The sequence below is a fragment of the Streptomyces hainanensis genome (assembly GCF_004348415.1).
GTDB lineage: Bacteria > Actinomycetota > Actinomycetes > Streptomycetales > Streptomycetaceae > Streptomyces > Streptomyces hainanensis.
In genome coordinates, this window is the sequence record NZ_SMKI01000204.1 from 1 (window position 1) to 13,249 (window position 13,249).

The 13,249-nt window shown below is 74.1% G+C and carries 12 protein-coding genes and 1 pseudogene; 9 read left to right on the forward strand and 4 right to left on the reverse strand.

Annotated features, from left to right (window positions below; translation table 11 throughout):
• Positions 1 to 2,447: FAD-binding and (Fe-S)-binding domain-containing protein (locus E1283_RS19395; RefSeq protein ID WP_132819357.1), on the reverse strand; the 2,447-nt coding region annotated here is incomplete at its 3' end.
• On the reverse strand, positions 2,447 to 3,346 hold the full coding sequence (locus E1283_RS19400) for a MurR/RpiR family transcriptional regulator (protein ID WP_243744953.1): 900 nt from the start codon (positions 3,344 to 3,346) through the stop codon (positions 2,447 to 2,449). The genes E1283_RS19400 and E1283_RS19395, both read right to left, overlap by 1 nt.
• A gap of 215 nt (positions 3,347 to 3,561) precedes the next feature.
• Here E1283_RS19400 and E1283_RS19405 point away from each other — a divergent pair, with 215 nt between their 5' ends.
• The 8 genes from E1283_RS19405 to E1283_RS19440 all read left to right on the forward strand — a co-directional run bounded on the left by E1283_RS19405 (position 3,562) and on the right by E1283_RS19440 (position 11,883).
• Entirely contained in the window at positions 3,562 to 5,109 is a 1,548-nt protein-coding gene (locus E1283_RS19405) for an ABC transporter substrate-binding protein (protein WP_132819358.1), read from the forward strand.
• 69 nt (positions 5,110 to 5,178) lie between these two features.
• Entirely contained in the window at positions 5,179 to 6,150 is a 972-nt protein-coding gene (locus E1283_RS19410; protein WP_132819359.1) for an ABC transporter permease, read from the forward strand.
• Positions 6,147 to 7,040, forward strand: coding sequence for an ABC transporter permease (locus E1283_RS19415; protein WP_132819360.1), 894 nt, complete (start codon positions 6,147 to 6,149; stop codon positions 7,038 to 7,040). Before E1283_RS19410 ends, E1283_RS19415 begins: the two co-directional genes overlap by 4 nt.
• Positions 7,037 to 8,206, forward strand: coding sequence for an anhydro-N-acetylmuramic acid kinase (locus E1283_RS19420; protein ID WP_132819361.1), 1,170 nt, complete (start codon positions 7,037 to 7,039; stop codon positions 8,204 to 8,206). The genes E1283_RS19415 and E1283_RS19420 overlap by 4 nt, the downstream gene beginning before the upstream one ends.
• Positions 8,203 to 8,709: a GNAT family N-acetyltransferase gene (locus tag E1283_RS19425; RefSeq protein WP_132819362.1), complete on the forward strand. Its 507-nt coding sequence runs from the start codon at positions 8,203 to 8,205 to the stop codon at positions 8,707 to 8,709. Before E1283_RS19420 ends, E1283_RS19425 begins: the two co-directional genes overlap by 4 nt.
• Positions 8,706 to 9,860, forward strand: a complete 1,155-nt coding sequence (locus E1283_RS19430; protein WP_165956181.1) for a serine hydrolase domain-containing protein — start codon at positions 8,706 to 8,708, stop codon at positions 9,858 to 9,860. The genes E1283_RS19425 and E1283_RS19430 overlap by 4 nt, the downstream gene beginning before the upstream one ends.
• Positions 9,861 to 9,862: 2 nt before the next feature.
• Complete coding sequence (locus E1283_RS19435) at positions 9,863 to 11,494, forward strand: ABC transporter ATP-binding protein (protein WP_132819364.1); 1,632 nt, start codon at positions 9,863 to 9,865, stop codon at positions 11,492 to 11,494.
• A gap of 110 nt (positions 11,495 to 11,604) precedes the next feature.
• Positions 11,605 to 11,883 carry a DUF2087 domain-containing protein gene (locus tag E1283_RS19440; RefSeq protein ID WP_132819365.1) on the forward strand — a complete coding sequence of 93 codons (279 nt, stop codon included), beginning with the start codon at positions 11,605 to 11,607 and terminating at the stop codon, positions 11,881 to 11,883.
• Here the strand turns inward: E1283_RS19440 and E1283_RS19445 are convergent.
• The gene (locus E1283_RS19445) at positions 11,859 to 12,404 is read right to left on the reverse strand and encodes a GNAT family N-acetyltransferase (protein ID WP_132819366.1); all 546 of its coding nucleotides are present in this window, start codon (positions 12,402 to 12,404) and stop codon (positions 11,859 to 11,861) included. The two genes, E1283_RS19440 and E1283_RS19445, sit on opposite strands and share 25 nt — an antisense overlap.
• 57 nt (positions 12,405 to 12,461) lie before the next feature.
• Between E1283_RS19445 and E1283_RS19450 the strand changes: the two genes are divergently transcribed.
• Positions 12,462 to 13,076, forward strand: coding sequence for a class I SAM-dependent methyltransferase (locus E1283_RS19450; RefSeq protein ID WP_132819367.1), 615 nt, complete (start codon positions 12,462 to 12,464; stop codon positions 13,074 to 13,076).
• A 29-nt stretch (positions 13,077 to 13,105) separates the two neighbouring features.
• Here E1283_RS19450 and E1283_RS38855 read toward each other — a convergent pair.
• Positions 13,106 to 13,249, reverse strand: a pseudogene (locus E1283_RS38855) (IS982 family transposase); the annotation flags it as partial.

The window sequence follows — 13,249 nt, forward strand, 5'->3', positions numbered from 1 at the left end:
GCGAGGGAGGGCAACGGGGCGGTGACGGTGAGCCGGTCGAGCAGCGTGTCGTGGACGAACGCGACGGCGTCCACCACCCGCACCGGGCCGGGCAGTTCGTCGAGCAGGCCGGCCAGACCCTCGGTGCAGGAGGCGGCGTCGCTGACCACGGGCAGCTCGCCCTCCCGGGTCGCGGCCCACAACGCGGGGCGCACCCGGTCGGCCATCCGCCGGTGGCCGCGGTCGTGGCCCTTGGACTTCCAGGGCGTGCCGCAGCACATGGCGTCGATCCCCTCGGGCACGGTGACCTGGACGCCGGCCCGGTCGCAGAGTTCGAGGAAGGCGGCGGTGACCCCGTCGCCGCCGTCGCCCGGGCCGAACACGGCGCCGGTGCAGGACGGCACGTAGACGGCGACCGGCCGCTCGGCGGCGCGCGGCCGCCGCCGGTCGCCGCCGCCCGGCAGCCCCGGGTGGTGGGCGGGCACGGTGTCGGCGCCGAGCAGGGCCCGGCCGGCCGCGGTGGCGGCGGTGGCCAGCGGGGTCGGCAGGGCGGCGGCCAGCGAGAGCGCGGCGCCGCCGGCGCGGGCCGCTCCGGCCCAGTGTCCGGCGGCCAGGTTCCAGCCGGCCCGCTCCAGCGGGCGGGGCCGCTCGGCGCGCAGCCGCCGCACCAGGTCGCCGGTGTTGATCCGCACCGGGCAGGCGACCTGGCACATGCCGTCGACGGCGCAGGTGTCCACGCCGTCGTAGGCGTAGTCACGCTCCAGCTCGGCCAGCAGCGCCGTGTCGCCGGCCTCTTCGGCGGCGCGGGCCTCGCGGCGGAGCGCGATGCGCTGGCGGGGCGTCAGGGTGAGGTCGCGGGAGGGGCAGGCCGGCTCGCAGAAGCCGCACTCGACGCAGCGGTCGACCTCCTCCTCGACGGCCGGGGCGCGCTTGATGTCGCGCAGGTGGGCGTCGGCCCGGTCGGTGAGCACCACCCCGGGGTTGAGCACCCCGGCCGGGTCGCAGAGCCGCTTGGTCTCGCGCATCACCTCGTACAGTTCGTCGCCGTACTGGCGCCGGACGAAGGGGGCCATGATGCGGCCGGTGCCGTGTTCGGCCTTGAGGGTGCCGTCGTTGCCGAGCACCAGGTCGACCAGGTCGTCGGTGAAGCGGCGGTAGCGGTCGAGTGCCGCGGGCTCCTCGAACCGCTCGCTGAGCATGAAGTGGATGTTGCCGTCCTTGGCGTGCCCGAAGATCACGCTCTCCGGATAGCCGTGCTCGGCGAACAGGGCGGTCAGCCGCTCGCAGGTGTCGAGGAGCGCCGGCACGGGGACGGCGATGTCCTCCAACAGGGCGGTGGTGCCGGCGGGCCGGGCGCCGGCGACCATGGTGTAGAGGCCCTTTCTGACCTGCCAGAGGGCGGCCCGCTCGCGGGCGTCGCCGGTGAGGGCGAGGGGCGCGACGACGTCGAGGTCGGCGAGCAGCGGCTCGGCCGCGGCCCTGGCGGCGGCCACCGCGGCCTCGTCGGCGCCGAGGAACTCGACGAGGAACGCGGCGTGTTCGGCGACCGGCGGGAGTGCGGCGAGGGCGGCGGCCGGGTCGCGTTCGGCCTGGGCGAGCCGCAGCGAGGTGGCGTCCATCAGCTCGATGGTGGCGAGGCCGGCGCCGGTGAGCGCGGGCAGCGCCGCGGTGGCGGCGGCCAGGGTGGGGAAGACCGCGAGCCCGGTGGCGGCGTGCGGCAGCGCCGCCACGGTGCGGAAGGTGGCCTCGGCGACGAAGCCGAGCGTGCCCTCGCTGCCGATCAGCAGGTGGGCGAGGATGTCGGCCGGCTCGTCGTGGTCGAGGTAGGCGTTGACCCCGTAGCCCATGGTGTTCTTGATGGCGAACTGGCGCCGGATCACGCGCACCGACTCCGGGTTGCCGCGCACCCGGTCGCGGAGCGCGGCGAGGCCGGCGTACAGCTCGGGTTCCGCGGCCCGCAGCCTGGCGTCCGCGTCGGGCGCGCCGGTGTCGACCACGGTGCCGCTCGGCAGCACGGCGACCAGCGAGTCGAGGGTGCGGTAGGTGTTGTGCTCGGTGCCGCAGGCCATGCCGCTGGAGTTGTTGGCGACGACGCCGCCGACGGTGCAGGCGATCTCGCTGGCCGGGTCGGGGCCGAGCTTCCGCCCGTGCCTGGCGAGGCGGGCGTTGACCTGGCGGACGGTGGCGCCCGGCTGGGCGCGCACCCGGGCGCCGTCGTCCAGGACCTCGACGTGGCGGAAGTGGCGGCGGGTGTCGGCCAGCAGGCCGTCGGTGACGCCCTGGCCGCTGAGGCTGGTGCCGCCGGAGCGGAAGGTCAGCGGCAGGCCGCGTTCGGTGGCGGAGCGCAGCAGGGCCGCGACCTCGCCGACGTCGCGCGGGGTGGCCACCTCGGCCGGCACCAGCAGGTAGTGGGAGGCGTCGTGGGCTGCGGCGAGCCGGTCCAGCGCCCGGGTGCTCGTGGTGGTCATCAGGTCTCGTCCACGGTGCGGTAGTGAACGGCGGCGTAGGTGTTGCGCAACGCCGCCATGGAGGCGTCGTACGAGGATTGCGCCACTCCGGTGAAAAGGCAGTCGACGACCATGAGTTGCGCGATCCTGCTACCGAGCGCCCCGGAGCGGAACCGGGTCTCCCGGGCGGCGGTCGTGAGCACCACGTCGGCCACCTCGCCGAGCGGTGACCGCTCGTGGTTGGTGATGGCGATGGTCGTCGCGCCCGCCTGGCGGGCGATGGCGACGAACTCGACGGTGTCGATGGTGGTTCCGGAGTGCGAGATGGCGATGGCGACGCAGGAGCCGTCGAGGGTGGCCGCGGCCGTCCTGGCGGCGTGCGAGTCGCGCCAGTTGAGTGCGGTGCGGCCGATCCTGACCAGCTTGTGCTGGAGGTCGAGGCTGACGAACGAGCTGGCGCCGACCCCGAAGCCGTCGACCCGCCGGGCGCCGGCGACCAGTTCGACGGCCCGGGCGAGGGCCCGCCGGTCGAGGGCGTTCATGGTGTCGGCTATCGACAGCGTCCCGTTCGTCGCCACCTTGGAGATGATCTGCTCCAGGGTGTCGTCGCGGTCTATGTCGCCGGAGACGGCGGGCAGGTCGGCGTGGGCCAGCTTCTCCCGGGTGGCCTCGCGCGCCACGTCGATGCGCAGGTCCCGGTAGTGCGCGTAGCCGATGCGGCGGTAGAAGCGGACCACGGAGGTCGGCGAGGTGCCGCAGCGCTCGGCGAGGTCGGCCATGGAGAGGCGCGCCGAATCGGCCGGGTTGTCCAGGAACGCCTGAGCGATGCGTCGCTCGGAGGGGCGGAGTGACGGGAGTGCCGCCCGCATCCGCACCAGGACCGTCCTGGAGTCCGGCCGTTCAGTGGCTTCATCGCCCACGCTCGTTCCTTCCTTCCGGCGCCCGTCGGCGCGCGCCGGCCCACGCTAGCGGTCCGAACCCAACTCGCAAGGCTGTACGGGGAACATATTTACACCAGTGATTTCTTGAAGGTAAGTTTCTGACAGTTCCGCTGCGCAGACGCCTTGGTGTCACGCTCCGGACGTCACTCGATACCGTGCGCGGCTGAGTACCACCCACAGCTTTGAGGAATCCCATGTCACACAGAACGCGGATAGCCCGCAGCGCCCTGGCGACACTGAGCGGGGCCACGGCTCTCTCGCTCGTGCTCGCCGGCTGCTCGGACTCCGGCTCGTCCGACGGCGACGGGCCGGCCGGCGGCGACCTGGTTATCGGCGTCACCTCGGACCCCGACACGTTGTTCCCCTGGAAGGCCACCCAGTTCCAGGCCGTCAACGTGCTGGAGAACATCTACGGCAGCCTGACCGAGCTCGACTCGGACATGACGGTGGTGCCGGGCCTCGCCGAGGAGTGGGAGACCTCGGACGACGGCCTGACCCTCACCTTCTTCCTGCGCGACGGCGTCACCTTCCAGGACGGCAGCGCCCTGGACTCCGCCGACGTGGTGTTCTCGCTGGAGAGCATCAAGGACGAGGCGACGGCCGCCGTCGCGGCGTCCTCGCTCGCCGCCGTGGAGTCCGTGGAGGCGCCCGACGAGCACACCGTCGAGCTCCACCTGGCGAGCCCCGACGCCTCCCTGCCGGCCAACCTGGCCTCCGTCAACATGTCGATCCTCTCCTCCGACGACACCGAGGAGGAGCTGAACGGCCAGCCCAACGGCACCGGTCCCTTCACCTTCGACGACCGGGTGTCCAGCCAGTCGATCACCCTGGTGCGGAACGAGGAGTTCTGGGGCTACCCGGCGGGCCTCGGCAGCGTCGAGTTCCGGGTGATCCCCGACGAGTCGGCGATCGTCTCGGCGCTCCAGTCGGGCAACGTCCAGATGGCCGTCTTCGACGACCCGCTGGTCGCCCAGACCGCCGAGTCGGGCGACGTCACGGTGGACCCCACCGCGCAGCTCAGCTACCACGCCCTGATGCTCAACGCGACCCGCGGCGACCTGGCCGACGTCAACGTGCGGCTCGCCGTCCAGTGCGCCATCGACCGGCAGCAGGTGCTGGACACCGCCGCCCTCGGCGAGGGCGAGGTCACCGGGCCGATCACCTCCCCGGCCTACCGCTCCGACCCGCAGGCGCGTCCGTGCCCCGAGCGTGACCTGGACCAGGCCGCCGAGTACCTGGCCGACTCGGGCCGGTCGGACGTCACGATCGACGCCATCGTCTCCCAGGGCGAGTACGCCACCTCCGTCAACGAGGCGCAGAACATCCAGGCGCAGCTGGCCGAGGCCGGCATCACCCTGGAGCTGGAGGTGCTGGAGTCCGGCGCCTACGTCGACCGCTGGGTGGCGGGCGACTTCGACGCGGCGGTCGCGCTCAACGGCGGCAACCCCGACCCCAACGGCATGTACGGCCGGTACTTCACCAGCGACGGCAACCTGAACGCGGTGGCCGGCTACAGCTCGCCCGAGCTCGACGAACTCTTCGCCGAGGGCCGCTCCGTCGAGGACCCGGAGGAGCGCCGCGAGATCTACCGCCAGATCTCCGCCCACCTGGAGGAGAACGCGGCCTGGATCTGGATGTTCACCAGCTACAGCTACACGGCGATGACCTCGTCGGTGCAGGGCTTCACCGCGATGCCCAACGGCTCCCTGCGGTTCCTCCGCACGACGGCCCTCACCTCCTAGGTCTGCGGCGGGGGGTGGCGTCCGGGCAGTCCGGCGCCGCCCCCCGCGGCGGGAAAGATCCGCGTAACCATGCTCCGCACCCTGACCCACCATCCCGTCGCCCGGCGGGCCGCCGCCGCCCTGGCGACCCTGTTCGGCGTCGCCGTCTTCGTCTTCGTGCTGCTGCGCGCCATCCCGGGCGACCAGATCACGGCCGCCCTCGGCACCGAGGCGGCGGCGCTCACTCCCGCGCAGCGGAGTGACCTGGAGGCGTACTACGGCATCGACCAGCCGCTGGTGCTGCAGTTCTTCTCGTGGCTCGGCAACCTCCTGACCGGCAACCTGGGGTACTCGACGCGCTCCCACGAGAGCGTGCTCGAACTGACGCTCCGCTCGCTGCCTGTCACCTTCGAGCTCGCCCTGCTCGCCATCCTGATCGCGCTGCTCATCGGCATCCCGCTCGGCATGCTGTCCGCGTCCAGGCCCGACTCGCCGCGCGACGCCGCGGGCCAGCTGGTCGGCCTGGCCGGCCTGTCCATCCCGGCGTTCCTGCTGGCCACCACGCTGCTTTCGGTGCTGGCCTCGAACTTCGGCTTCAACCCCAACGGCCAGGCGTTCGCCCCGCTGTTCGAGGATCCGGTGCTCAACCTCCAGCAGCTGCTGTTGCCCTCGCTGGTGCTCGGCTTCGGCATCGCCGCTCCGATCATGCGCACCACGCGGACGGCGGTGCTGGAGGTCCGCTCCAACGACTTCGTCCGCACCGCGCGCGCCAAGGGCGTGGGGGCCCGCCGGCTCCAGGTCCGGCACGTGCTGGGCAACGCGCTGGTGCCGATCGTCACCATGGTCGGGCTCCAGTTCGGCTACCTGCTGGGCGGGGCCGTGGTGGTGGAGCAGGTGTTCTCGGTGCCCGGGATCGGCCGGCAGGTGCTGCTGGGGATCCAGCAGAAGGACTACGCGCTGGTGCAGTCCACGGTGCTGGTGATCGCGGCCGCCTTCGTCCTCGTCAACCTGTTGACCGACCTGGCCTACCGGCTGATCGACCCGAGGGTGCGTGCCGCATGACCGACCTCACGCGTACCGCCCCGATCGCGGTTCCCGCCACCCGCCGGGCGGGCCGGCTGCGCGCGGTGCTGCGCAGCCCGAGCGGCGTCGTCGGGCTGGTGCTCGTCGGGCTGCTCACCGTCGCCGGGCTGCTCTCCTTCACGGGGTTGCTGCCGTACGACCCGGTGGCCCAGGACCCGCCGAACCGGCTGCTCTCACCGTCCGGCGAACACCTCTTCGGCACCGACCAGTTCGGCCGCGACGTGTTCTCCCGGGTGGCCGCCGGGGTCGGCAGTTCCGTGCTGATCTCGGTGGTGGCGGTGACGCTGGCCACCGTGGTCGGCACCCTGGGCGGCCTGGTCGCCGGCTTCTTCCGGGGCTTCACCGACACGGCGATCGGCGGCCTCACCAACGTGCTGTTCGCCTTCCCGCCGCTGCTGCTCGCCCTGGCGCTGGCCTCGGTGTTCGACCGCAACTGGTTCACCGTCGCGGTCGCCATCGCCGTCGTCTACGCGCCGATCTTCGTCCGGGTCACCCGCGGCCCGGTGCTCTCGCTGCGCGAGATCGAGTACGTGAAGGCCGCCACCAGCACCGGGCAGGGTCGGCTCTCGATCCTCTTCCGGCACGTGCTGCCCAACATCGGGTCGATCGTGATCGTGCAGGTGACGCTCTCGCTCTCCTGGGCGGTCCTCACCGAGGCCAGCCTGAGCTTCCTGGGCCTGGGCACCCCGCCGCCGGCGGCGTCGCTCGGCTCGATGATCTTCGACGCCCGCACGCTGGTGGAGATCGCCCCCTGGACGATGATCGCGCCGGGCGTGGCGGTCGTCCTCCTGGTCGTCGGCCTCAACCTGTTGGGCGACGGCCTGCGCGACGCGCTGGACCCACGAAACCGAGGAGGACGCGCCCGATGAGGGTTCTTGGCATGATCTCCGGCACCTCGCACGACGGCATCGACGCCGCGCTGGTCGAGTTCACCCCGACGGACGGGGCGCTGCACGGCGCGGTGGAGTACACCGCGAGCACCCCCTACCAGGACCCGCTGCGCAAGCGGCTGATCGCGGCGCTGCCGCCGGCCGCCACCAGCCTCGCCGAGATGTGCGAGCTCGACACCCTGATCGGGCAGGAGTTCGCGGCGGCCGCCGCGGCCGCCGTCGAGGCGGCGGGGCCCGTCGACCTGATCGTGTCGCACGGGCAGACCGTCTTCCACTGGGTGGAGGGCGGGCGGGCGCTGGGCACCCTGCAGATCGGGCAGCCGGCCTGGATCGCCGAGCGGACCGGCGTGCCGGTGCTCTCCGACGTCCGGGCCAGGGACGTCGCGGCCGGCGGCCACGGCGCGCCGCTCGTCTCCTACCTGGACGGGCTGCTGCTCGCCGGGCTCGGCGGCACGCCGGCCGCGCTCAACCTGGGCGGCATCGCCAACATGACGGTGCTGCGCGGCCCTTCGGACCTCTACGCCTACGACATCGGCCCGGCCAACGCGCTGATCGACGCGGCCGTGCTGGCGGCGGGCCTGAATCCGGCCGGCTACGACGCGGGCGGCCGGATCGCCGCGTCGGGCACGGTGGACGAGCGGCTGCTCGCGGTGCTGCTCGACGACCCGTACTACCTGCTGCCGGCGCCGAAGAGCACCGGCAAGGAGCACTTCCACGGCGACTACACGGCGCGCGCCGTGGCCTCGGCCGGCGTCACGCCGACGGCCGCCGACCTGGTGGCCACCCTCACCGAGCTCACGGTCCGTACGGTGGCCCGCGACGTGTCGGCCGCCGGCGTCGACGCCCTGGTGGCCTCCGGCGGCGGCTGCCACAACCCGGTGCTGCTCGACGGGCTGCGGGCGGCGCTGCCCGGCGTCCGGCTGTCGACGACCGACGAGTTCGGCGCGCCGGCCGACGCCAAGGAGGCCATCGCCTTCGCGCTGATCGGCTGGTGCACCGCGCACGGCCTGCCGGGCACCGTGGCGGCCGGCACCGGCGCCCGCGGGCCGCGGGTGCTGGGCAGCCTCACCCCGGGCGCCGGGCCGCTGACGCTGCCGGCGCCGCTGGCCGCGCCGCCCGAGGCGCTGACGCTGAGCACCCGGTGACGTCGACGCCCCGCCCCGCGACCGCCGCCGACCTCGACGGGGTCGTCGCGGTCTTCCTCGGCTGCTGGCACGAGAGCTACCCGGCGGTGCTGCCCTCGGCGCTGGTGGCCGCGATGACGCGGGAGCGCGCCGTCGCGCTCTGGCGCGGCGCGTTGGCCGCCGGCGCGCCGGGCGAGGTGCTGGTCGAGACGGCGCCGGGCGGCGAGGTGCGCGGCGTCACCCGCTTCGCGCCGTCGGACGACGGCGCCACGGGCCTGATCCACTCGCTCTACGTCGCGCCCACCGCCCAGGGCGGGGGCGTCGGCGCCGCCCTGCTCACGGCCGCCACCGGCGCGCTGCGCGCGGGCGGCGCCGGCCGGGCCGAGCTGTGGGCGTTCCGCGACAACGGGCCGTCCCTCGCGTTCTACCGCCGCCAGGGCTGGCGCCCGGACGGTGCGACGCGCGTCCAGGAGGAGTTCGGCGAGCCCGAGGTGCGGCTGACCCGCGAGCTGGCGGCTCCGTGAACACGCTGCTGCCGCCGGTGCGTCGGCTCGTCGACCAGCTGCCGCCCGACACCCGGCCGCCGGGCACGGCGTTGGCGCTGCACGCCCCCGGTCTCGTCGTCGAGGTGGCCTCGGGCACCCGGTCGCCCGACGGGGCGCCGATGACCACGGCCACCCACCACGACCTGGCCTCGGTGACCAAGGTGGTGGCCACCACCACGGCGCTGATCCGGCTGGTCTCCGACCGGCTCGTCGACCTCGACGAGCCGGTGCGCCGCCTGGTGCCGGCGTTCGCCGGCGGCCCCAAGGACGCGGTGAGCGTCCGCGACCTGCTGCTGCACCGTGGCGGCCTCTGGGAGTGGTGGCCGCTCTACGCGGCCACCGGCGGCGGCCGGGACGCGGCGCTGCGGTACGCCGCCGAGCTGCCGCTCCGCTATCCGCCGGGCCGCGAACGCCACTACTCGGACCTGGGGTTCATGCTGCTCGGCCAGGTCGTCGAGGCGGCCGCCCGGCAGCCGCTCGCGGCGGCCGTGGCGGACCTGGTGACCCGGCCGCTCGGCCTGTCCGCCACCCGCTACGGCCGGCCGGCCGGCGCCGAGGTCGCGACGAGCGCCCGCGGCGACGACGTCGAGCTGGCCATGGTGGACACCGGCACGCCGTACCCGGTGCCGTTCCGTGCGGCCGACTTCGGCGGCTGGCGGCGGACGCCCGTCACCGGCGAGCCGAACGACGGCAACGCGCACCACGCGCTCGGCGGCGTCTCGGGCCACGCGGGCCTGTTCGCGCCGCTCGGCGACCTGGTCGGGTTCGCGACCGCGCTGGCGGACTACGCGGAGCACGACCGGCTGTGGCGGCCCGAGGTGGCCGAGGAGTTCTTCGCGCCAGGACCGGACGCCGGGCAGTCGCTCGGCTTCCGCCGCTACGAGTTGACCGTCGGCGCCGAACGCGTCACGCTGCTCGGCCATCCCGGCTTCACCGGTTGCGCGGTCGGCTTCGTGCCGGGCCGCGGGATCGGCCTCGCGCTGGCGAGTTGCCGGCTGCTGGCGCCCGGGCGGCCGGTGCCGACCGAGGAGCTGTGGGCGCGGGCGCGCGCGACCGCCGGCGACGCCCTCGGTTCCGCCTCGCCCCACCCCGCACCACCGCGCGCTGCGCGCGCCACCCGAAACAGGTGACCATGGAAACCCCAGCCCCCGTTCTGTCCATCCGCGACCTCTCGGTCTCCTTCCGCTCGGGCGGCGTGGAGGTGCCCGCGGTCCGGGGCGTCTCGCTCGAGGTGGCGGCCGGCCGGACGGTCGCCGTGGTCGGCGAGTCCGGTTCCGGCAAGTCGACCACGGCCGCCGCCATCAACCGGCTGCTGCCGCCCGGCGGTCGCGTCACGGGTGGCCGGATCCTCTTCGAGGGGCGGGACCTGGCGGAGCTGAGCGAGCGGGAGATGGTCCGGGTGCGCGGCGCCGGGATCGGGTTGGTCCCGCAGGACCCGATGTCCAACCTCAACCCGCTGATGCGGATCGGCGACCAGATAGCCGAGGCGCTGATCGTGCACGGCCGGGCCGCCGGAAAGGCGGCCAGGGCGCGGGTGGTCGAGCTGCTGGAGCTCGTCGGCATCCCGGATCCGGCGCGGCGGGCCGACCAGTATCCGCACGAGTTCTCCGGCGGCATGCGGCAACGGGCCCTGATCGCGATGGGGTTGGCCTGCCGGCCCAGGCTGCTGATCGCCGACGAGCCGACGTCGGCGCTCGACGTCACGGTGCAGCGCCGCATCCTGGACCAACTGGACGCGCTGACCGAGGAGATGGGCACCAGCGTCGTGCTCATCACGCACGACCTCGGTCTCGCGGCCGAGCGTGCCGACACCGTCGCCGTGATGTACCGGGGCGAGATCGTGGAGTCGGGCGAGGCCGGCCGGATCCTGGCGGAGCCCGGGCACGAGTACACCCGCCGGCTCCTCGACGCGGCGCCCAGCCTCTCCTCCACCTCGCTGGTCAAGGCCGCGGCGCCGGGACCCGAGGCCCGGGATCTGGTCGAGGTCAGGGGACTGACCAAGGTGTTCCCGGTCCGGGGCGCGGGGCGCGGCGTGACGGACCGTTTCACCGCCGTGGACGGGGTGGCGTTCACCATCCCGCGCGGCCAGACCGTCTCGATCGTCGGCGAGTCGGGATCCGGCAAGTCGACCACGGCCAACCTGCTGCTCGGCCTGGAGCGCCCGACCTCGGGGCAGGTGCTGTTCGAGGGCACCGACATGGCGGCGCTCGGCCGGCGGGAGCTGTTCGCCCTGCGCCGCCGGGTGCAGCCGGTGTTCCAGAACCCCTACGCCTCCCTCGACCCCCGCTACACCGTGGCCCGGACCGTCGCCGAGCCGCTGAAGGTGCACCGGATCGGCACGGCCGCGGAGCGGGCGAAGCGGGTGACCGAGCTGCTCGACCAGGTGGCGTTGCCGGCCGAGATGGCGGAACGGCTGCCCCACGAGCTGTCCGGCGGCCAACGGCAGCGGGTGGCGATCGCCCGCGCGCTGGCCCTCTCCCCCGAACTGGTGGTGCTCGACGAGGCCGTCTCGGCGCTGGACGTGCTGGTGCAGGCGCAGATCCTGGAGCTGCTGGCCGAGCTCCAGCGCGAGTTGGGCCTCAGCTACCTGTTCATCAGCCACGACCTGGCGGTGGTGCGGATGATCTCGCACCGGGTCCATGTGATGCGCGAGGGCCGGATCGTGGAGAGCGGCACCCCGGACCGGCTGTTCGCGGCGCCGGAGTCCGAGTACACCCGCGAGTTGCTGGCCGCCATCCCGGGCGCGGGCCTGGCGACGGCGTAGCCGCTGTCCCGGGCGCGCCGGCCGGCCGGACGCGGCCGAAAACCGGCTGCGCGCGGCCGGCGGCCCTGGCAGCCTTGGGCGCCGAACGTCCGTCGCGAGAAGGGAACCTGATGAGCGACGAGCAGAGCGGCTCGCACGGGGTCCAGGCGCTGTTCGCCAGCGGCCGGCTCGTCGCGATCCCCCGTCGCCAGGCCCGGCGCCGCCAGCTGCTCGAACATCTGGCGGACACCCTCTTCGAGCCGGGCCGCACCTACCACGAGCGCGAGGTCAACGAGGCGCTGCTCCGGGTGCACGACGACTGCGCGGCGCTCCGCCGCCACCTCGTCGACGACGGCTGGCTGACCAGGAGCCCCGACGGCCGTCACTACCTGCTGGCCCCCGGCGTCTGACCCGACCGCCCGGGCGTCAGCTCCCACCTGATCTCGCCGTCCTGCCACCGGTCGGTGGGAGCCAGGCCCGCCGCGGCGGCGACGGCGGCGGACGCGTGGTGGTCGGGATGGATGTGGGCGCGGATCTCCCGCACGCCCCGCTCCCCCAGCCAGGCGACCAGTCCGCGTGCCGCCTCGGTGGCGATGCCGCGTCCCTGCCACGGGGTGCCCACCACCCAGGCGACCTCGGCGACGTGCCCCCGCCCGGCGGCGGTGAGGGTCGTCTGCACGGTCCCGGTCAGGCGGTCCGCCTCGCGGAGCCGGATCACCCAGTTCCACCAGGTCACGGCGGGATCGGGGGAGCCGGCCACCAGGCGTTCGTACCGTGCTCGCAGGGCCTCGGGAGCGTGGGGGGCGCCGCCGGTGAAGTCGTGCAGCGCCGGATCGGAGAGCACCCCGGCCATCTCCTCCGCGTGTGCGACGGCCAGCGGCAGGAGGCTCAGCCTGCCGGTCTCCAGGGTTCCGATCCTCATGGCACCCATGCTGTCCGCCCGCCGACCGGAGGGCCACCGGTTATGGCCCGGCACTACGATCGGCGCATGCCGTTCGACCACAACGACCACTACCACCGGCTGCTGCTACGGCAGTTGCCGCCCGGCGCCCGCGCCGCGCTGGACGTCGGCTGCGGCACCGGGCGGTTCGCCGGGCGGCTCGCCGAGCGGGGGCTGACGGTGGACGCCGTCGACCCCTCCGCGGAGGTCATCGAGGCGGCCGAGGCGACGGCACCGTCGGGTACGGGCGGGCCGCGTTTCGTCCACGCGGACATCACCACGATGGAACTGCCCGCCGCCCACTACGACTTCGTCTCCTGCCTGGCCAGCATCCACCACGTGCCGTTCGACACCGTGGCCAGGCTGCGGGACACGCTCGCGCCCGGCGGCGTGCTGGCGATCCTCGGCTGCTACCCGGAGCGGACCGCGGCCGACCACGCCGTGGCCCTGGCCGCCGTGCCGAGCAATGCCGCGGCCCGCCTGGTGGTCGGGGCCGGCGACCGGCTGCGCGGCCGCCAGGCCCCGCCCAGGGCGCCGGTCGCACGGCCCGAACTGCCGCTCCCCGAGATCCGCCGCCGGGCGGCCGAGCTGCTGCCCGGCCACCGCGTCCGCCGCCTCCTCTTCTGGCGCTACCTCCTCGTCTACCGCAAGCCGGTGTCGTGAGTGTCCTAGACGAATAGTTCCGATGTGGCTCAGTGGTCGTAGGCGATCAGTGACCTGGTGATGGGTGCGCCGATGGTGCGGTTGTGCCAGATTGCACAGGTCATCGCCAGGATCCGCTGAGCCACTCGGACGCCGACGCCTTCGATGGTGCGGCCGCCATGCTGTTCGAGGCC

Coding starts and splice junctions, on each gene's coding strand:
- E1283_RS19405 (WP_132819358.1), top strand. CDS start 3,562: ATGTCACACAGAACGCGGATAGCCCGCAGCGCCCTGGCGACACTGAGC.
- E1283_RS19410 (WP_132819359.1), top strand. CDS start 5,179: ATGCTCCGCACCCTGACCCACCATCCCGTCGCCCGGCGGGCCGCCGCC.
- E1283_RS19415 (WP_132819360.1), top strand. CDS start 6,147: ATGACCGACCTCACGCGTACCGCCCCGATCGCGGTTCCCGCCACCCGC.
- E1283_RS19420 (WP_132819361.1), top strand. CDS start 7,037: ATGAGGGTTCTTGGCATGATCTCCGGCACCTCGCACGACGGCATCGAC.
- E1283_RS19435 (WP_132819364.1), top strand. CDS start 9,863: ATGGAAACCCCAGCCCCCGTTCTGTCCATCCGCGACCTCTCGGTCTCC.
- E1283_RS19440 (WP_132819365.1), top strand. CDS start 11,605: ATGAGCGACGAGCAGAGCGGCTCGCACGGGGTCCAGGCGCTGTTCGCC.
- E1283_RS19445 (WP_132819366.1), bottom strand. CDS start 12,404: ATGGGTGCCATGAGGATCGGAACCCTGGAGACCGGCAGGCTGAGCCTC.
- E1283_RS19450 (WP_132819367.1), top strand. CDS start 12,462: ATGCCGTTCGACCACAACGACCACTACCACCGGCTGCTGCTACGGCAG.